Below are 17,965 nucleotides of genomic sequence, written 5' to 3'. Positions count from 1 at the left end.
CTAAATGATTGGTCTTGGTCGTCAGATATCGCCACTTTGCGATGTCTGTTCGTCACGCGGATTGATCACCGCGTCGAACGCGAGCGCTGCCAGAAGGATCACGCTTTTGATCAGGTTCTGGCTCGTGTAGCTGAAGTTCATGATCGTCATCCCGTTGATCAGGATGCCGACAAGGACCGTGCCAACCAACACGTTGCGCACGCCGCCCTGCCCGCCCGACAGGCTGATGCCGCCCAAGACGACGACCAGCAAAACGTCATAAATCAGTGTTGAATTGTACAACCGGGTATTGATGCCCGACACGAGGCCCGTCAGCAGGATACCGGCGCCATAGGCGATCAAGGCCGAGATCACGTATTGGGTAATCACGACTGGCCGCGACGGCAGTCCCGATGTTCGTGCCGCCGCCGGATTGTCGCCTGTCGCGTAGACAAAGCGCCCAAAGCGGGTGAACTTCAGGAACAGCGCGATCAGCGCCGCCACCAGCGCAAAGATGAGAACCGAGACCGGAATGCCGAACAGATTTCCCGACCCGATATAGGTCAGCCATTCGATCCCGGCCGGGGCATAAAGAACATCAGACGTGAACGCGACGCGGCCGCCGCCATAGACCACCGAGGCCATGGCAAGCGTGGCAAAGATCGGCGGCACCTCGGCCACGGCGATCAGAACGCCCGTCACCAGACCACACAGCGCGACCAGAACCGCGCCGATGGCAATCGCCTCGCCGAAGCCAAAGCCCTGTGTCGACATCCAGATCGCAAAGGCGACTCCCACGACCATCACCGCCACCATGGTCAGGTCGATGCCGCGGCCCACCACGACAAACCCCATGCCCACGGCCAGCATCCCCAGAATTGCAACGTTTTTCAGCAATGCCAGAATGTTGCCCTGGGTCAGAAACCTGTCCAATACCACGGAAAAGACGATGAAAAGGACCACCGCAATCGCGGTTACGACCCCTTCCTGAGTCACCTTGAATGCACCGCGTTTGCGGCTTTGTTCCGCGTTCTGTTCTGTCGAAACCATGCAGCCTCCCCTTCGCGACGGCCACAGAGAGACAGCCCCCGGACGGATGGTTCCGGGGCCGCTCGTTGATGACAGACGCAAAATCCTCCAAAAAGCCCGATCCCGGGCCGTCCCGTCTCCTTACGGGAACACGCAACCGCCGCTGACGCAGCAAAGCCGGTGTCGGGCAAACATGACGAGGAGCTGCTATTACCGCAAATCTGATTTTCTGACGAGCTGTGCAGAAAACATGTTTACCACTTAAATCAATGCTCTGCGCTCAAATATTGGATCAATTTTACCCCGACCGTCGGAGTTGGCCCACCTCCGGCAGTCAAGAAAGCAGAACAGGGATTCAGAAAATGACAGCCTCCGCCCCTTGCGGGTTCTTTCCCACCGCGCCGCTGTCGGTTAACCCGTGGGGAGATGTAAATCCCGCCAGAGGCATTGGCACGCAACGCCGAGGGGCCGGGAAGGTCGATGAGGAGAACACTATGAACGTCGGAATTATCGGAGTCGGCCTTATGGGCCACGGGATTGCCCGGAACGTCTTGGCTCGGGGCGGTTTCACGCTCAGCTTTCTGGACCATCCGGGAAACCAGCCAGTGGACGAGATTGTCGGTCTTGGCGCCCAAGCCTGCGCCACCCCTGCCGAGGTGGCCGCGGCCTCGGATGTGGTGATCCTTTGCGTCACCGGCTCTCCCCAGGTTGAAGCGATCGTCACTGGCGAAAACGGTGTCGTTTCGGGATTGAAACCGGGCACAGTGATCGTCGATTGCTCGACCGCGCTGCCTGACTCCACTGTGCGCATGGGCGCGGCGATCAAAGCAGTCGGCGGCGAGTATCTTGACGCGCCGATGACCCGCACCGCCAAACACGCCCATGAGGGAACGCTGAACTTGTTGGTGGGCGGGGATGCCGCCGTGCTAGAAAGGGTTCGCCCGGTGCTGGCCTCGTTCACCGAAACCGTGGATCACGTCGGTGCGCTCGGTGATGGTCACCGGCTCAAGCTGCTGCACAATTATGTGTCGGTCGGGTTCATGACCCTGCTGGCCGAGGCCGCCGCGCAATCCGCAGATGCGGGGATTGATCCCAAGGTCTTTGTTGACGTTCTGGCCAATGGCGGCGGGGCCAGCGCCGCGCTTCAGCGTCTGGCGCCGTTCATCACCGAAGGCGACCGCGAAGGGCTGCCGTTCTTTGTCAGCAACGCGCAGAAAGACATCAACTATTACCGCGCCATGTCCGATGCCGCCGGGGCGCAGAAGATCATCGCCGATGGCGTGGCCAATGCGCTCTCCTCTGCGGTGGATGCTGGCCAAGGCCAGGCCTATGTGCCCGAACTGGTCCGCATTTTCCGCAGCAACGCAGACTGATCCGCGCCACGACGAGTGCTGGCCAATACCGCCGACCGGCTATCGTCGTGGCCCCATTTCGTCAGGAAAGCGCATGACGGCATCCTTGGTGCCGTCATGTCGCGTTCAGGCCTCCGTCAGGCCATGGTTGCGCTGCGCGTCGGGCGCATCAGCACCCCCAGAACCAGCAGCGCCCCGATGGTAATCGCGGCCCAGTGGGTCGAGATCAGGAACAGCCCGCCAATGGTCAGCGCCAGCTTTTCTACCAACACGAGATCGTGGCGGAACCAACCGATATAGGCCGCGGACAGAGCCAGAATTCCCATCAACCCAGACAACAGCGCGGTGATGAACTCCAGCGCCGAGAAATCGACGAAAAGCAGGCTGGGCGCATAGATGAACATGAACGGCACCAGCGCCTTACCCATCGACAGCCGGAACGCCGTGGTGCCCGTGGTCATCGGTTCGCTGCGCGCCAGCCCCGCCGCCGCATAGGCCGCCAGCGCCACCGGTGGCGTCACATCCGCCAGCACGCCGAAGTAGAAGACAAAGAAGTGAGTGGCGATCAGCGGGACGCCGAACTCCATCAGCGCCGGCGCGGCAATCGAGGCAAGGATGATATAGGTTGGCGTGGTCGGGATCCCCGCCCCCATTACAATGCAGGCGATGGCGACAAAGATCAGCCCAAAGAACAACGCCAGACCATTTTCCGACAGCAGCCCTGTGAAATCCATCCCGACGACGAAGGTCGCCACATCATGGGCCAGTTGCACCACGGCGGCAGAGAACTTGAACCCCAGCCCGGTTAGCGTAGTCATCCCCAGCAGGAAGCCGACACAGGCACAGGCCGCGCCAATGGCCAGCGCGAATTTCGCGCCATCCTCGAATCCCTGCACCAGACGCGGCGGCGTCAGCGCGGTGCTGGTATCCATCGTGGTATTGCCAAGGAGTCGCATGATCAGCGGCACATAGGAAAACACGATGGTCAGGATGATGCCCCAGAACGCGGCGAGGAACGGCGTGTACTGCATCAAAAGCATGGCCACCATCACGCCCAGCGGGATGAACAGGTGCCATGATTTTTTCAGAACCACGCCGAACTGCGGAATCTTGTCTTTCGACAACCCTTTCAGCCCCAGCCGTTTGGCCTCCAGATGCACCATCAGCAGGATGGCGATATAATGGAAGGCCGCCGGGACGATCGCGATCAGGATCAGCTCGTTATACGGGATGCCCAGCATCTCGGTCATGACGAAGGCCGAAGCGCCCATGATCGGTGGCGTCACCTGTCCCCCGCAGGAGGCCGAGGCCTCGACCGCCCCGGCGAACCGCCCTGAAAAGCCTGACTTTTTCATCAGCGGAATGGTAAACGCCCCGGTGGTCACCGTATTGGCGATGGGCGAGCCTGAGATCATCCCGAAGAACCCGGAGGACACCACCGAAACCTTGGCCGACCCGCCAGCAGCGCGCCCGGCGATGATCGTTGCCAGATCGATGAAAAGCTGACCCAGACCACTCATCTGTGCGAGGATGCCGAACAGGACGAAGTGGAACACATAGGTCGCCACAACCCCGACGGCGACGCCATAGATGCCCTCGGTGCCGACGAAAAGGTGATTGACGATCCGGGTGATCGAATAGCCCCGGTGCGCCAGAATCCCCGGCAGATAGGGCCCTACCAGCGCATAGATCAGACAGCCGATGCCGATATAGGCCAGCGTCGCCCCCATGGTGCGCCGCGTTGCTTCCAGTGTCATGACGATGGCGACCAGACCCATCATATAGACCGGCTCGGACGGGCTGCCGACGTTGTCGATGAAGATATGCTTGAAGAACACCGCCAGATAGGCCGAGAAGCCTGCGCCGACAGCGGCAAAGATCCAATCGCGCAGCGCCACTTTATCAGGATCGGCGCCCTGCCGGTTGAAGGGCAGCGTCAGCGCGATCAGGACCAGCATCATGACGGTGAAACCGGTCTTCAATCCGCTGGGGGGCAGCGACAGCACCAGATCGTAAAGGATATAAAGGTAAAACCCTGCAAAAAGCAGTGATTCCGCCCAGAGTCGCGGTGTCGGATGGGCACGTTTGCGCGGAAAGACCAGAAAGATCAGCCCCATCACGAAGGACAGGTGGACGGTGCGGTGCATCACCTCGTTCAGCAGGCCGAAGCCCGCCGTATAGACGTGGAACAGCGACAGGATGACCGAAGCGACCGTTACCAGAATCGCGGTCGGCCCAACCAGACGGCGGAAATTTGACTCAGAGTCATATTCCCGGACCAGCGCCTCCAACTCATCGGCGGAGTATTCGTGATCGGGCTCGGCGGCGGTATGGCCGCGGGGGGGGGTATCCGTCAAGGGGATGTCTCCTCGTCACAGGGGGCAAGGGTCAGGGCGTTATAACCCAGCCCCGCCAAGGGCAAGTCGGTATCGGCCGTATGCAGGGTATTTTTGAACTGCGCCTGAATGCGCAACGGGATCGGACCGGTCAGGCGATGCATGTCGAGGATGAAATGGCCGTCCTCGTGGCGCCAGCCGGTGGCGTCCATGTCGTTTGCGATGGAGGGCAGCCCGGCACCATGCGCCCGAAACACTTCGGAGGTCTGCACGATCTGTCCGTCGGCAACATGGTAATAATCCGTTACCGGCGTGCGCGAAACCGAATGGATAAAGCTGAGGGAGAAGGCGCCGTCGCTCCCCGCCGGCAGCCGCGTTACCTCATGCCCGTCACCGCGCGTTTCGGTGAGACACAGCCAAACCTCCCCGGCGCGGGCCGGAGAGGCGAGAAACGGGACAGCAACCAAGGCTGCCATCCCGCACAAACGCAGTTGCCTGCGACAGGGCATTACTTGGAGATGCCCTTTTCAGCATAGTATTTCGCCGCGCCCGAATGCAGCGGGATCGACACGCTTTCAAGTGCCGTGTCCAGCGAGATACGCTTGCCCATCGGGTGGACCTTGCCCAGCGTCTCGGTGTTTTCGTAAAGCGCCTTGGTCACCGCATAGATAAGCTCGTCCGACACATCGGCCTGGGTTGCCCAGATCGCCCGCACAGCCAAGGTGTTCACATCAGACTCGAGCCCCTTGTAGCTGCCCGCCGCAATCACGGCGTTGGCGTAATAGGGCTGCGCTTCCTGCAGCTTGGCGATCGCCGGACCTTGCAACGGCACAATGGCAATGTCGTGACCATTGGCCAAATCGGTGACCGATGAGGTCGGCAGACCGGCAGTAATCAACGAAGCATCGAGGTTGCCGTCTTTGATCTTGTCGACCGATTGCGCGAAGGAGGAGTAATCCTCGGAGACATCCTCGCGGGTCATGCCGTGGGCTTCGAGCAGATCGCCCAGCAGCTGCCACTGGCCCGACCCCGGAGAGCCAGACGAGATCGACATGCCCTTCAGATCGGTGAATTCCTTGATGCCGCTGTTGGCGCGAACGACCAGCTGCACGGTTTCGGGGTACAGCGCACCAATGGCGCGCAGGTTGCTCAGCCCTTTGCCGTCAAACTGGTTCTTGCCGTGATAAGCGGCATCCAGAATGTCAGCGGCGACAAAGGCGGATTCGATCTCGCCCCGGCCCAGCAACTGTGCGTTGGCGACCGATGCGTTTCCGGTCTCTGCCGTCGCCGAAACCTTGGTGTCGGGCAGTTCGGCAGTATTGGAGATCAGCTGTGCCAGCATGCCGCCCAGCGGGTAATAGGTGCCGCCGGTACCGCCGGTCGCGATCCCGAAGAAGGTGCGGCTGGCCGCGAAGGCGGGCGCAGAGGCCAGCCCGGCCAGTGCCGCCGCAGCGGTGGTGCCCAGAAAATGGCGCCGAGAAATGGTCATAAATGCTACTCCTTATCCACAGTTAACGCCCCCGGCCCGGAACGCGTCGGGCAAAGGGTCGGATGCAAGATATCTTGACGCTCCGTTTTTGCATGTCAATATTAGTTTTTAAATGCAAAAAATGTTATGTGACGGGGTTCAGCGATTGCCCCCTGTTCGATTGAAGTTCAGGCAAGACTCCGCAGCTGTTGAACGTGCCGTCTGCGCCGCGCGCGACCCACGCAGCCCAAGGAGCAGAAAGAGGAGCCGAATGGCAAAAGACCCCGGTTACCGGTCAAATTCCCTGGTGCGTGGCCTGCGCATTCTTGAATGTTTCGACCATCGCCACCCGGAGATGACACTGAGCGAGATCGCCGCCGCGATCGGCGTTACCAGCTCTGCCGCCTATCGGTTCGTCATCACGCTGGAGCAGGAGGGCTATCTGGCCCGACACGACAACAGCTATCGGTTGGCGCCTCGGGTCATGGATATGGGGTATCGCTATGTCCGCTCGCTTGATGTCTATGACATCGCGCGACAGCCCGCCGACCAGCTGCGCAACGATACCGGCTTTACCGTCCATGTCTCGGTTCTGGATGGCGTCGAAGTCGTCTATGTTTATCGCGCGATTTCTGATCGCACGATGGTGTCCAATGTGCCCGTGGGCTCGCGGCTGCCGGCCTTTTCCACCACCATGGGCCGGGTGTTGCTGAGCGGGCTCAGCGCCGAGGATCTGGAGCGGCGCTTTGCCGGATATGTCTTTGCCCCGCTGATCGCGGCGGCCCCGGCCTCGCTGTCGCAGCTCAAGGCGCTGCTGGTCAAGGACCGCGCGCGTGGCTACGTGGCCCAGCGATCGCATTTGGCCACCGGCACCTTTTCCATCGCGGCCCCGATCCTGTCGCGACATGGGGATGTAATCGCTGCAATCAACCTCTCTGGCCATGAGCTGCAACTGAAGCCGGACCCCGACCTGATCGCGCGGGTTTGCCAGACGGCCCGAGACATATCGCAAATGCTCTGAGGGTCATCTTCACCATGGAATTATGCCCGACCTGTCGCTATCGAGACCGGGATCAGAGGGATCGGGCTCTGATTGACCCGCCGTGACAGCACACGGCCCCATTCCCGAAAAGGAGGTTTCAAATGTCGGAAATCAAACGTCACGAAGTTGGTGCCCGGATGAGCCAGATGGTCGTCCACGGCGACACCATCTATACTGCCGGTCAGGTCGCCCAAGGCGCGCCGGGCGGCTCGGTTGCGGAACAGACGCAGGATATTCTTGGCCAGATCGACACGCTGCTCGCCGCGGCAGGAAGCGACAAGACCCGGATCCTGAGCGCAACCATATATCTGACCGACATGGCCGGCTTTGCCGAGATGAATGCGGTCTGGGATGCCTGGGTGCCCGAGGGGCACACGCCCTGCCGCGCCTGCGTCGAGGCGCGTCTGGCCAGCCCCGATTTCGCCGTCGAGATTCAGGTGATCGCCGCGCGCTGATCTCCTCGCCGGGGCGGGCGGTTTTCATCCGCCCCGGAAGCGGGCCATCGGCATCGGTCAGGCTGCCGGATGATCCTGCAAACGCGTCGCGGCGGTTTCGAGCGCATGCCAGAGCGACGCTGCCAGCGTACGCATTCCGATAATCGCAAGGCGATCTTCGGCCCGGCGGATCAGGAACACGCTCATGTGTTCAAGACCGGTCCGGGTCGCGCATCCGGGAGCAAACCCTGCCACATCCACATTGACGACCTTTTCCATCAGCCGCCGGATTGGCCCCTCGCCAGCGGCAGAAGAGATTTCAAAAGCGACCCAGCCGTCGGTTTGTTCGGTGACGAAACCGCCCGGCACCTGCGCCGCGAGGGCCGCCGCAAAATCCTCTTCCGCTTTCCCCTCCGCCTCGATCATCCACTGACCGGGGCCGGTCCAGAACGCGGCGACGTCACCGCCGGTTGTCCAACCGCCCGGTCCGGGCAGGGTCAAACCCATCGGTATTGGCGGCGTCATACCGTCACGCAGCGCCAGAGAGGCCAGAGCCAGCCCGCTATTTTCCACAATGCTCAGCGCGCCAAAGCTTTGCGCACGAGACACGGCACCGCCCAAGGCGGTGATCGGTTTCAGGTCAGACACGCAGACGTCCTCCTTCGGGATCGACGAAATGGGGCGGTACCACCCGCAGTTTCACGCTCTGGCGTTCCAGCGGATTGGCGGCAACCACCACCTCTCCGATCCGGGCGGCGCCATCGGCAAGAAATCCCAGACCGATGGCAGAGCCGACATGCGGCGAGAAACAGGCAGAGGTGATCCAGCCCTGATCGGTTTCGGTCTTTGGCGCCGCCCCTTCGGCAAAAAGATGCGCGCCCGCCACCACCGGCAGACTGGGGTCCAGCGGTTGCAAGCCTACCAGCACCCGGGTCTCGCCCACCAGCCCTTCGCGCCGCGACATCACCGCGCCGACTGAATCCTTCTTGGTCGACACCATGCGCCCCATTCCCAGCATCTGCGCCGTGGTCTGGCCGTTCAGCTCATTGCCCGCCGCGTGGCCCTTTTCGATCCTGAGCACGCCGAGCGCCTCGGTCCCGTAGGGGGTCGCGCCCAGATCTTTGCCAAGCGCGACCAGCCGCGCCATCAGCGCAGTGCCATAGCGTGCCGGGACCGCGATTTCATAGGCCAGTTCCCCGGAAAAGGAGATCCGGAACAGCCTTGCACGAAGCCCGTTGCAGACGGTCAGCCCGGCACAGGCCATAAAGGGAAAACCCGCGTTTGACAGATCGAAATCGTCCACCACCTGCTCCAACAGGGCCCGCGATTTTGGCCCGGCCACCGCGATCTGCGCCCAGGCGTCGGTGGTGGAGATCAGATGCACCTCCAGCTCGGGCCAAAGGCATTGCCGCGCGAACTCCAAATGGCGATAAATCGCTCCGGCCTGCGCGGTGGTTGTGGTCACCACATAATGATCCTCCCCCAGCCGCGCGCAGGTGCCGTCATCATAGGCAAAGCCATCCTCACGCAGCATCAGCCCATAGCGCACCCGGCCGACCTGCAGCGTTTTCATGCCGTTGGCATAGATGCGGTTGAGGAATTCTCCCGCATCCGCCCCCTGCACATCGACCTTGCCTAAGGTAGTCACATCACACAGGCCCACGCCGGCACGGGTCGCCAGAACCTCGCGATCAACGCTTTGGCGCCAGTGGGTTTCACCCGCCCGTGGATAGTATTGTGCCCGCATCCACGGACCGGCCTCGACAAAGACCGCACCCTGCGCCGCTGCCCAGTCATGGGTTGGGGTCAACCGGCGCGGACGGAAATCTTCACCGCTGTCGCCGCCGCCCAGAACGGACAGAGACACGCCGGTGTAGGGCGGACGGAACATTGTGGTGCCGGTCTCGGGGATGGACTTGCCGGTCAGCTCGGCCATCACCGCCAGCGCGGTGACATTGGCGGTCTTGCCCTGATCCGTGGCCATGCCCAGCGTGGTCCAGCGTTTCAGATGCTCCACCGGCCGCATGTTTTCCTGATGCGCCAGCGTGATGTCCTTGACGGTCACGTCGTTCTGGAAATCGACCCAGGCGCGGGGTTTACCTGGTACATGCCAATAGGATTGCAGGGTCTGCGGCGCGTCCTCTGCATGTGGCAGCACGGGCAGTGTCGCGGGGATGCCAAGGTCCACCAGCGCGTCACGCGCGGCTTCGGCGCCAGAGATCAACGCGGCCTGCGTACTGCCCTGTCCCAAAGCGGCCCCCGCCACGCTCAACCCCGGAGGGCCGCCAATGCCGGGCACGAAGGCCTGCAATGCCTCACTCCACACCGGGCGACCACGATGGTGCGACGACAGATGCACATTCGGGTTCCAGCCGCCCGACACCCCCAGCGCGCCGCAGCTGAGCCACTGGGTCTGGCCGTTGCGGGTTACCTCGATCTTGCGCAGGCCAAGCCGGCCCCGCGAATTGCTCACCACCGCCCCAGCATAAAGCGGGTAGGCGCCAAGGCTTTTTGCATCGCTGCGGGTGTCTATCACGCCTGCGATATCGACGCCCTTTGCGACCAAGTCGCAGGCGGTGCGGTGGCCGTCGTTATTGTTGGTAAAGATCGCCACGCGCTGCGCCGCGCTCACCGCCCAGCGGTTGGCATAAGCACGCATCGCGCCCGCCAGCATCACGCCGGGGCGATCATTGTTGGCAAAGGGAATGTGCCGCTCGGTCGCGCCCGCCGCCAAAATGCTGTGTTTCGTGGTGATCCGCCACAGTGTCTGGCGCACCCGCTTGCCGGGGGTGGCAAGATGGTCGCTGACCCGCTCCACCGCACCAAAGATTCCATGATCATAGGCACCGAAAACGGTGGTGCGCCGCATCACGCGCAGATTGGGCAGAGTGGCGAATTCCGCCTCGACGCCCGCGATCCAGCCAACGGCGGGGGCATCGTTCAGGGCATGGCTTTCCGCCAGAAGCCGTCCGCCAAGGCGAAAATCTTCATCCACCAGAATAACCTGTGCCCCCGAACGGGCCGCCGTCAGGGCCGCTGCCAGACCGGCGGCCCCGCCCCCGATCACCAACAGGTCACAATGCAGGAACCCCTTGTCATAGGCGTCCGGGTCCGGCTGCAGAGACAGGCTGCCCAGCCCCGCCGCGCGCCGGATCGCCGGCTCATACAGCTTTTCCCAAAAAGCTTTCGGCCACATGAAGGTCTTGTAGTAAAAGCCTGCGGCAAAGAACGGCGCAAGCCAGTCATTGACCGCCAGAAGATCGAACTCAAGCCGCCCCATGTGGTTCTGGCTGTTGGCCACCAGCCCCTCAAACAGCTCAGTCACCGTGGCGCGGGTGTTGGGCTCTTGCCGTGCTCCATTGCGTAGTTCGACCAGCGCGTTGGGTTCTTCGGACCCGGCCGAGATCACCCCGCGCGGGCGGTGGTACTTGAAGCTGCGCCCGACCAATCGCTGATCATTCGCCAATAGCGCCGAGGCCAGCGTATCGCCCGGATGGCCGCGATAGCTTTTGCCGTCAAAGCTGAAGGACAGTGTCTGGCTGCGGTCGATCAGACCGCCGTTCAACCGGGTCATGCTGCGCCCCCTTTCGCGGCCAGCGCCACATCACGGGCCAATTCCGCCCCGAGGATTTCATGGGTGGTGGTGTCACGTGTCACGACCAACCAAGAGCGGTCGCCCTGTTCGTGGAACCACAATTCGCGATGTACGCCCGCCGGGTTGTCGCGCAAGTAAACATAGTCGCCAAAAGCCTCAGCGGCCCCCTCGGCCATGCCGTCGGGCCGGTTCAAAAGCGATGCGTCGCCGAGATAGACGAATTCCTGCGCGTCGCGCAGGCCAAGAAGGGGATGCGGGATCAGCATATCAAAGCCTCAGTGCAGGTTAGGTGTCGCGCCGACACCCTTTTCATCGATGACATACCCCCGGGCAAAGCGGTCAAGCCGCAGCGCACGGGCGGTCGGATGCGGGGTATCGGTGGCCAGAAGATGGGCAAAGCAATAGCCCGAAGCCGGCGTCGCCTTGAATCCGCCATAGCACCAGCCGGCGTTCAGCATCAGCCCCTCGATCGGGGTCTTGTCGATGATCGGAGAACCATCCATCGACATGTCCATCAGGCCGCCCCACGAGCGCAGCAGCCGCGCCCGTCCGATCATCGGCATCAGGGCCATGCCGCCCTCGGCCACGTCCTCGACCGTAGGCAGGTTGCCGCGCTGCGCATAGGAATTATAGCCCTCGATATCCCCACCGAAGACCAGCCCGCCCTTGTCGGATTGGCTGACATAGAAATGCCCGGCCCCAAAGGTAATGACGCCCGGAATCGTGGGCTTCAGCCCCTCGGAAACAAAGGCCTGCAACGCATGGCTCTCAATGGGCAGGCGCATCCCCGCCAGCGCCATAACCCGACTGGAATTGCCCGCGACGGCCACACCCACCTTCTGCGCGCCGATAGACCCGCGCGAGGTCTCGACCCCCCGGACTCGACCCTCCTCGATGCGAAAACCGGTGACCTCGCAGTTCTGGATCAGGTCGACGCCGGCCAGATCGGCACCACGGGCATAGCCCCAAGCAACGCCATCATGCCGTGCGGTCCCGGCCCGGCGCTGCATCAATCCGCCCTTGATCGGAAAGCGCGCGTTGTCGAAGTTCAGGAACGGCGCCATCTCGCGCACCTGCGCCACATCCAGCAGTTCCGCGTCCGCCCCGGCCAGCAGCATGGCATTGCCGCGCCGCCGATAGGCATCGCGCTGTCCGTCCGTATGGATCAGGTTCAAAATGCCACGCTGGCTGACCATCGCGTTGAAATTGAAGGCCTGTTCCATCCCCTCCCACAGTTTCATCGAAAACTCATAAAAAGGCTCGTTGCCCGGCAGCAGATAGTTCGAGCGGATGATCGTGGTGTTGCGCCCGATATTACCTTGGCCCAGCCAGCCACGCTCCAGCAGCGCGATCCGCGATTTGCGAAAGGTGGTCGCCAGATAATAGGCAGTGGCCAGCCCATGACCGCCGCCGCCCACGATGACATAATCATACTCGGGCTGCGGATCAGGGTTGCGCCATAACGGCGCCCAGCCCTTGTGGCCGCTCAGGGCCTCTTTAAAGACGCGAAAGCCGGAAAAGCGCATCAGCACCCCTTTCATCTGGCCGGTTCCTTTGGGAGGAAGATGCCATGAACTGGTGGGATGGTGATTTCCTGATCAGGACATAAGTTATACATTACCGGACATCCCGCACGGAATCACCATGCCCCGCAGTCGCCCCAAACGCATCGCTTTCCTGCTGATCGAAGGCTATGCGCTCATGTCTGCCGCCGCTGCGGTCGAGCCGTTGCGCGCGGCGAATCTGCTCGCCGGTCGTGCGCTTTATGAACTGGTGTTTCTCTCCACTGGCGCGACCCAGGCGCGGGCCTCGGTCGGCTGTGCCTTTGACACCGTGCCGCTCAGCGAGGCCGGCACCGATTTCGACATGGTCTTCGTTGTCGCCGGGGGCGATCCGCTGGCATTTTGCGATGTCGGGGTGCGCGGATTTCTGCACCGGCTGGCGGCGCGCGGGGTGCCGCTGGGCGGGATCTCTGGCGGCGCGGCGATCCTGCAAGAAGCCGGGGTGTTGGAGAACCGCCGCTTTACCGTTCACTGGCAGCATTTTGATGCGCTTCAGGCCCGCGCGCCCGAGGCCATGATGGAGCGTCGGTTGTTCGTCATCGACCGGGACCGGTTCACCTGCGCCGGTGGCTCGGCCCCGCTTGACATGATGCATGCGCTGATCGCGGCAGAACAGGGCGCGGCCTTGGCGCGTGAGATCAGCGATTGGTTCATTCATACCGGCCTGCGCCCGGCCGAAGACCCGCAGCGGCTGGATGCCACCGCGCGGTATGATGTGCATCACCCGGCGCTGGTGGCGATGATCGGGCTGATGGAGGCGCATATCGCTGACCCGATGACGCTGGCGCAGTTGGCGCGATTGTCCGGCATCGGCGCGCGACAACTTGAACGGCTGTGCCGGGGGCATCTGGGGCAATCGGCGATGCAGTTCTATCGCCACTTGCGGCTGGCCAAGGCGGCGGATTTGCTGCGCCAGACCGCGCTGCCCATCATCGAGGTGGGGCTGGCGACGGGCTTTCCCAACAACGCCTATTTCTCCCGCGCTTTCCGGCAGGCCTATGGCATCTCGCCGAGCGATGCGCGGCGTAAAGAGGCGAGTGCAACGCCGGGGTCAATATAAGAGTGCCCCGCCGGGGAGGGCTACCCCGCCCGGTGTGCCAGCAGCGCCGCCAGCTTGCGATCGCGCTCTTGTTGCAGCGTGTCGATGTCGCGGCCAGCGGCCTCATCTTCGACGCCGCACACAAGGGCTTCGGTCATCGCCGCCAGATCAGGGGTGCGGAAGCCCTCCCAACGGGTCTGAATGCCGGGGCCGAGCTGGTCGATAAAATGCCGCAGCCCGCCCTTGCCGCCGCCCAGATGAAAGGCCATATGCGGCCCCACCACCGACCAGCGCGGTCCAAGGCAGTTGACTACAGCGGCATCAACCTGCGCGACCGAAGCGATCCCGTCCTCGACACAGGCCACCGCCTCGCGCCAAAGCGCCGCCTGCAATCGGTTGACCAGATGGCCGGGGGCCTCTTTCTCCAGCCGCACGGCCACCTTGCCGATGCGGGTATAAAACGCCTCGGCAATCGTCACCGTTTCAACTGCCGTGCGGCGGCCCGGCACCACCTCGACCAACGGCATAAGCTGCACCGGGTGAAACGGGTGGCCGACCACCAAACGCGCGGGTGCGGTAAGCGCGTCCTGAAAATCGCTCAGCATCAGCCCCGAGGTGCTGGTAGCGATGATCACGTTGCCGGGCAGCGCCCGGTCGAGCCGACCCAGCACATCTGCCTTGATCGCCTGCCGCTCCGGCACGTTTTCCTGCACAAAGTCCGCGCCCTCGACCGCCGCCTCCAGCGTATCATGCAGGCTGAGTCGCAGATGCTCGGCGGCCTCTGGTTGGCCGTTGCGGACCAGCATGTCGCACACCGTCGCCTCAAGGGCGGCGCGTTGCTCTGCATCTGGATCAAAGGCCCGCACCGTCAGGCCAGCGGCCGCGAATTGCGCCACCCAGCCAGTGCCAATGGTGCCCAGCCCGACGACAGCAACCGTTGCAATCTGTTGCGCGTTTCGCATCACGCCGTCCTTTCCATGTGGGCTTTTCTATCCCTCCAAGACAGCGCCAGAGCCGCCGCCGCCGCGACAACCGCAATCAACAGCACCATCTGGCTGGACAAACCGCCGATCCCGCCCGGGTAAAGCAGCAGCAATCCCGAGGCCAGCATCAGGAGTTGGGCAATCGCGCCTGCAAGTCCCGCGGCCAGCGAGCCGAACCCGATCAGGTAACGCTGTGTCCCGGCCGAGATGAACAACACGCCGATCACCGCCGTGCTGAGCGTGAACAGGATCTCGGACAGGGAGCCCTTGAGGATCAGCGCCGGATTCAACACAAAGAAGAACGGGACGAAATAGATGATACTGCCCAGCCGCATCGAGGTAAGACCGGTTCGCATCGGGCTTGCTCCGGCAAGGCTGGCGGCGGTGAACGACCCCAGCGCCACCGGCGGGGTGATAAACGACAGCATACCCCAGTAGAGAATGAAAAGGTGTACCGCCAGCGGATCAAGACCGGCCGAAACCAGCCCCGGCGCCAAAATGATTGCCAAGAACACATAGGCGGCGGTAACGGTCATCCCCATCCCCAGCAGGAAACTGGTGATGGCCCCCATCAGCAGCATCAAAATCGCGTTGCCCCCAGCCAGAACGATCAGATCAGTGGCCAGAGTGCCGGCCAGACCCGTCAGCACCAAGGCCCCCACGATCAGCCCGATCGCAACCAGGATCGCGGTCAGTTCAACCAATGTGCGACCGATGTCATAGATCAGATTGATCGCGCCCTTCAGGCTCAACCGGTCGCCAAAGATCTGATTCACCACCAGCAAGACAGCGGTGGCATAGAAGGGGGCCGCCGCCTCCTGCTTGAGACCCAGCAACATCCACATCAACAGCGCAAAGGCGAAAATATGGTGCCATCCCTCTCGCAGGGCCTGACCGACGGTCGGCAATTCCTTGCGTGGGATGCCCTTCAGGCCGCGGCGCGCCGAATAGGCGTCGATCTGCAAAAACAGCGCCAGATAATACAGCACCGAGGGGATGATCGCCGCAACCACCACATCGGAATAGGGAATCTGCAGGAAGGAGGCCATGATGAAGGCGGTCGCCCCCATCACCGGCGGCATCAGCACCGCCCCGGTCGAGGCGCAGGCCTCAACCCCGGCGGCATGTTCGCGGTCAAACCCGGTGCGCCGCATCGCCGGGATCGACATCGCCCCGGTGGTCAGCACATTGGTGATCACGCTGCCGCTCATCGACCCCAGCAGACCACTGGAAAAGATCGAAACCTTGGCGGCCCCGCCGCGCACGGTGCCGAGGATCGCAAAGGAAAGATCCATGAACACCTTGCCGGCGCCGGTCGCCTGCAGGGCGGCCCCAAAGATGATGAAGCCCACGACCAGCGATCCAAACGCCTGCATCGGAATGCCAAAGGCGCTGTCGCTGGAAAAGGCATAGAAACCGGCGGTGGTCGTCGCGGACTGTGGAAAGCCTTGAATCGGGCCGGGCACCATATCGGCCACCAGCGGATACACCGAAAAGATCGCCACGATAATGCCCAACGCGGTGCCACCGGCGCGGCGACTGGCCTCGATCAGCAGCAGCCAGAACAGGCCGGCAACGATCTGCGCAGGCAGCGGCGCAACATATTCCCAGCCCGCCATCACGATGGTTTCGCTGTTGAGGTTGAAGAACAGCAGAACGCCCGCCGTCAGCAGCGCCAGCGCCACGTCATACAGCGGCACCCGATCGCGTGCTGCGCCCGGTGTCGCCGGAGCGAGAATGAAAATGAACGGTAGGATAAAAAGGGCCAGAAGGTACAGGAACGACGGTCCCACCAGCGTGAAGCCGACGAAAAATTTCAAATTGAACAACTGATTGATCACCACACCAATGGCGGCGATCGCGGCAAGAACCAGAAGGATGCGCCAAGTTCCGGTCAGAGACCGGTAGCGGAGAGACTCCGCTACCGGATCTGCCAGGTCCTCGGTCGAGGGCACATCGACGCCCCCGATGGTCATTTAAAGACGGGTTCCAGTCCGGCGGCGGTCAGCGCCGTCGCACGGGCCTCAAGCCAAGCGGCACCAAACGCATCGCGGCCCTGATCGGCCGCCGGAGTGGCCTTGAAATCGGCCCAAGCCTTGGCCAACACCTGCTGACGTTCGATCAGCTTGTCGTTGTGCGCCTGCATCTCGTCAGTCCAGACACCCTTTTCCTTGAACAGACGAATCGCGCCGTCGTGATAAGGCACCGCCCAGGTGAAATTCTGCCGCTCCAAGGCCCAGCCCGAGGCCCCCGGCGCGCCGTCTTTGTAGTACGGGAACAGATCCACCATTGCCTTGGTCATGGCATAGACAAGATCAGTGTCCTGATTTTCATAAACCATCAACTGCGGCATCGGATACAGCGCACCGTGATGCGGCTTTTCCGGGCTGACGCCAGCACCTTCGGTGCCGGTGCTATAGACGTAATAGGGGGCCTTGGCCTTGAGTGCGGCCCAGGCTTCGGTGTCGTCCTGCGGGAGTTCCGGCCAGATCAATCCGCGCGGAGACGCGGCCAACTGATAGGCCCGCCCGGTCGCCATCAGGGCGAAAGCGGCATCCACCTTGCCCGAAATGATACCGTCCCAGGAATCTCCGAACCCGGAGAACTCCACGACTTCGACATCGTCCCAGGTCAGCCCGGCCGAAGCCAGCAGCGCCTCGGTGTTATAGTTCAGCGCAGCGGCGGCCTTGATATGAGCGACGCGCTTGCCCTTGAGATCGGCCAGCGTCTTGACGCCAATGTCATTGGCGACGCCCAGCCCCAGGTTGGTATCCCCAATCGAGGTCAGCACGATACGGATCGGCTGCGGCCCCCAGTCGGCTGCGGCGAAATCGAACACGCCTTCCTGCGCGAAATAGCTGGCGACACCGCCGGCGATGGCATGCACCTGCCCCGCGCGCGCCGGGATGGTGCGGGCGATATCGTTCTTGCCGGGCAGGATACGAAGGTTGACACCCAGTTCCTCTTTCATCGCCTTACCGATAGCAACGGCCTGATTATAGCTGGCCCCGCCGACCCCATAGGCCGTCCATGCGATGGTCTTCGGAAGCTCCTGCGCGACAACAGGCGCGGTGCCCAGAATGGTGGCGGCTACAGCGGCCGCGGCAACGGTGATCTGCGTGAATCGGTACAAGTTTCTCTCTCCT

At 62.6% G+C, this 17,965-nt stretch carries 15 protein-coding genes; 4 read left to right on the top strand and 11 right to left on the bottom strand.

The genetic code is table 11. The annotated features are described in order from the left end of the window. Positions 1–21 precede the first annotated feature (21 nt). A complete protein-coding gene (locus tag E1B25_RS17355) occupies positions 22–1,029 on the bottom strand; it encodes an ABC transporter permease (protein WP_132830856.1) in 1,008 nt (335 codons plus the stop codon). A gap of 473 nt (positions 1,030–1,502) precedes the next feature. Between E1B25_RS17355 and E1B25_RS17350 the strand changes: the two genes are divergently transcribed. Beyond that, entirely contained in the window at positions 1,503–2,381 is an 879-nt protein-coding gene (locus tag E1B25_RS17350; protein ID WP_165937659.1) for an NAD(P)-dependent oxidoreductase, read from the top strand. Positions 2,382–2,497: 116 nt separating this feature from the next. On the opposite strand, the gene E1B25_RS17345 is transcribed toward E1B25_RS17350, so the two are convergent. Genes E1B25_RS17345 through E1B25_RS17335 form a run of 3 tightly spaced genes read right to left on the bottom strand, consistent with a single transcriptional unit; the run spans position 2,498 to position 6,185 of the window. Beyond that, positions 2,498–4,717 carry a TRAP transporter permease gene (locus E1B25_RS17345; protein WP_132830853.1) on the bottom strand — a complete coding sequence of 740 codons (2,220 nt, stop codon included), beginning with the start codon at positions 4,715–4,717 and terminating at the stop codon, positions 2,498–2,500. Continuing rightward, positions 4,714–5,172, bottom strand: a complete 459-nt coding sequence (locus E1B25_RS17340; RefSeq protein WP_165937658.1) for a DUF1850 domain-containing protein — start codon at positions 5,170–5,172, stop codon at positions 4,714–4,716. The genes E1B25_RS17345 and E1B25_RS17340 overlap by 4 nt, the downstream gene beginning before the upstream one ends. Positions 5,173–5,204: 32 nt before the next feature. Then, complete coding sequence (locus E1B25_RS17335; RefSeq protein WP_132830849.1) at positions 5,205–6,185, bottom strand: TAXI family TRAP transporter solute-binding subunit; 981 nt, start codon at positions 6,183–6,185, stop codon at positions 5,205–5,207. A 250-nt stretch (positions 6,186–6,435) separates the two neighbouring features. Here E1B25_RS17335 and E1B25_RS17330 point away from each other — a divergent pair, with 250 nt between their 5' ends. Continuing rightward, on the top strand, positions 6,436–7,185 hold the full coding sequence (locus tag E1B25_RS17330; protein ID WP_165937657.1) for an IclR family transcriptional regulator: 750 nt from the start codon (positions 6,436–6,438) through the stop codon (positions 7,183–7,185). Between the two features lie 122 nt (positions 7,186–7,307). Continuing rightward, positions 7,308–7,661 (top strand): RidA family protein, encoded by a 354-nt coding sequence (locus E1B25_RS17325; protein ID WP_132830845.1) that lies wholly within the window; start codon positions 7,308–7,310, stop codon positions 7,659–7,661. Positions 7,662–7,718: 57 nt separating this feature from the next. Here the strand turns inward: E1B25_RS17325 and E1B25_RS17320 are convergent, their stop codons facing one another. Genes E1B25_RS17320 through E1B25_RS17305 form a run of 4 tightly spaced genes read right to left on the bottom strand, consistent with a single transcriptional unit; the run spans position 7,719 to position 12,761 of the window. Then, complete coding sequence (locus E1B25_RS17320) at positions 7,719–8,288, bottom strand: sarcosine oxidase subunit gamma (RefSeq protein WP_132830844.1); 570 nt, start codon at positions 8,286–8,288, stop codon at positions 7,719–7,721. After that, on the bottom strand, positions 8,281–11,214 hold the full coding sequence (locus E1B25_RS17315; RefSeq protein WP_132830842.1) for a sarcosine oxidase subunit alpha family protein: 2,934 nt from the start codon (positions 11,212–11,214) through the stop codon (positions 8,281–8,283). The genes E1B25_RS17320 and E1B25_RS17315 overlap by 8 nt, the downstream gene beginning before the upstream one ends. Then, positions 11,211–11,501, bottom strand: coding sequence for a sarcosine oxidase subunit delta (locus tag E1B25_RS17310; protein ID WP_132830840.1), 291 nt, complete (start codon positions 11,499–11,501; stop codon positions 11,211–11,213). The genes E1B25_RS17315 and E1B25_RS17310 overlap by 4 nt, the downstream gene beginning before the upstream one ends. 9 nt (positions 11,502–11,510) lie before the next feature. Beyond that, on the bottom strand, positions 11,511–12,761 hold the full coding sequence (locus E1B25_RS17305) for a sarcosine oxidase subunit beta family protein (protein WP_132830900.1): 1,251 nt from the start codon (positions 12,759–12,761) through the stop codon (positions 11,511–11,513). Between the two features lie 118 nt (positions 12,762–12,879). Between E1B25_RS17305 and E1B25_RS17300 the strand changes: the two genes are divergently transcribed. Beyond that, positions 12,880–13,857 carry a GlxA family transcriptional regulator gene (locus E1B25_RS17300; RefSeq protein WP_132830838.1) on the top strand — a complete coding sequence of 326 codons (978 nt, stop codon included), beginning with the start codon at positions 12,880–12,882 and terminating at the stop codon, positions 13,855–13,857. A gap of 20 nt (positions 13,858–13,877) precedes the next feature. Here the strand turns inward: E1B25_RS17300 and E1B25_RS17295 are convergent, their stop codons facing one another. Genes E1B25_RS17295 through E1B25_RS17285 form a run of 3 tightly spaced genes read right to left on the bottom strand, consistent with a single transcriptional unit; the run spans position 13,878 to position 17,952 of the window. After that, positions 13,878–14,798 carry a 3-hydroxyacyl-CoA dehydrogenase NAD-binding domain-containing protein gene (locus E1B25_RS17295; RefSeq protein WP_132830836.1) on the bottom strand — a complete coding sequence of 307 codons (921 nt, stop codon included), beginning with the start codon at positions 14,796–14,798 and terminating at the stop codon, positions 13,878–13,880. Then, positions 14,798–16,795: a TRAP transporter permease gene (locus tag E1B25_RS17290; RefSeq protein ID WP_132830834.1), complete on the bottom strand. Its 1,998-nt coding sequence runs from the start codon at positions 16,793–16,795 to the stop codon at positions 14,798–14,800. Before E1B25_RS17290 ends, E1B25_RS17295 begins: the two co-directional genes overlap by 1 nt. Continuing rightward, positions 16,792–17,952, bottom strand: coding sequence for a TAXI family TRAP transporter solute-binding subunit (locus E1B25_RS17285; RefSeq protein WP_245510751.1), 1,161 nt, complete (start codon positions 17,950–17,952; stop codon positions 16,792–16,794). Before E1B25_RS17285 ends, E1B25_RS17290 begins: the two co-directional genes overlap by 4 nt. Positions 17,953–17,965: the final 13 nt, after the last annotated feature.

The sequence above is a fragment of the Antarcticimicrobium sediminis genome (assembly GCF_004348975.1).
GTDB classification, from domain to species: Bacteria; Pseudomonadota; Alphaproteobacteria; order Rhodobacterales; family Rhodobacteraceae; genus Antarcticimicrobium; species Antarcticimicrobium sediminis.
The sequence above is the reverse complement of the archived record's forward strand: the minus strand, read 5'-3'. Positions and strand labels throughout refer to the sequence as shown.

Excerpts from the sequence above, each read along its gene's own strand:
- E1B25_RS17290 (WP_132830834.1), bottom strand. The coding sequence starts at position 16,795 with ATGACCATCGGGGGCGTCGATGTGCCCTCGACCGAGGACCTGGCAGAT.
- E1B25_RS17300 (WP_132830838.1), top strand. The coding sequence starts at position 12,880 with ATGCCCCGCAGTCGCCCCAAACGCATCGCTTTCCTGCTGATCGAAGGC.
- E1B25_RS17295 (WP_132830836.1), bottom strand. The coding sequence starts at position 14,798 with ATGCGAAACGCGCAACAGATTGCAACGGTTGCTGTCGTCGGGCTGGGC.
- E1B25_RS17305 (WP_132830900.1), bottom strand. The coding sequence starts at position 12,761 with ATGCGCTTTTCCGGCTTTCGCGTCTTTAAAGAGGCCCTGAGCGGCCAC.
- E1B25_RS17325 (WP_132830845.1), top strand. The coding sequence starts at position 7,308 with ATGTCGGAAATCAAACGTCACGAAGTTGGTGCCCGGATGAGCCAGATG.
- E1B25_RS17310 (WP_132830840.1), bottom strand. The coding sequence starts at position 11,501 with ATGCTGATCCCGCATCCCCTTCTTGGCCTGCGCGACGCGCAGGAATTC.
- E1B25_RS17330 (WP_165937657.1), top strand. The coding sequence starts at position 6,436 with ATGGCAAAAGACCCCGGTTACCGGTCAAATTCCCTGGTGCGTGGCCTG.
- E1B25_RS17350 (WP_165937659.1), top strand. The coding sequence starts at position 1,503 with ATGAACGTCGGAATTATCGGAGTCGGCCTTATGGGCCACGGGATTGCC.
- E1B25_RS17340 (WP_165937658.1), bottom strand. The coding sequence starts at position 5,172 with ATGGCAGCCTTGGTTGCTGTCCCGTTTCTCGCCTCTCCGGCCCGCGCC.
- E1B25_RS17335 (WP_132830849.1), bottom strand. The coding sequence starts at position 6,185 with ATGACCATTTCTCGGCGCCATTTTCTGGGCACCACCGCTGCGGCGGCA.
- E1B25_RS17315 (WP_132830842.1), bottom strand. The coding sequence starts at position 11,214 with ATGACCCGGTTGAACGGCGGTCTGATCGACCGCAGCCAGACACTGTCC.
- E1B25_RS17355 (WP_132830856.1), bottom strand. The coding sequence starts at position 1,029 with ATGGTTTCGACAGAACAGAACGCGGAACAAAGCCGCAAACGCGGTGCA.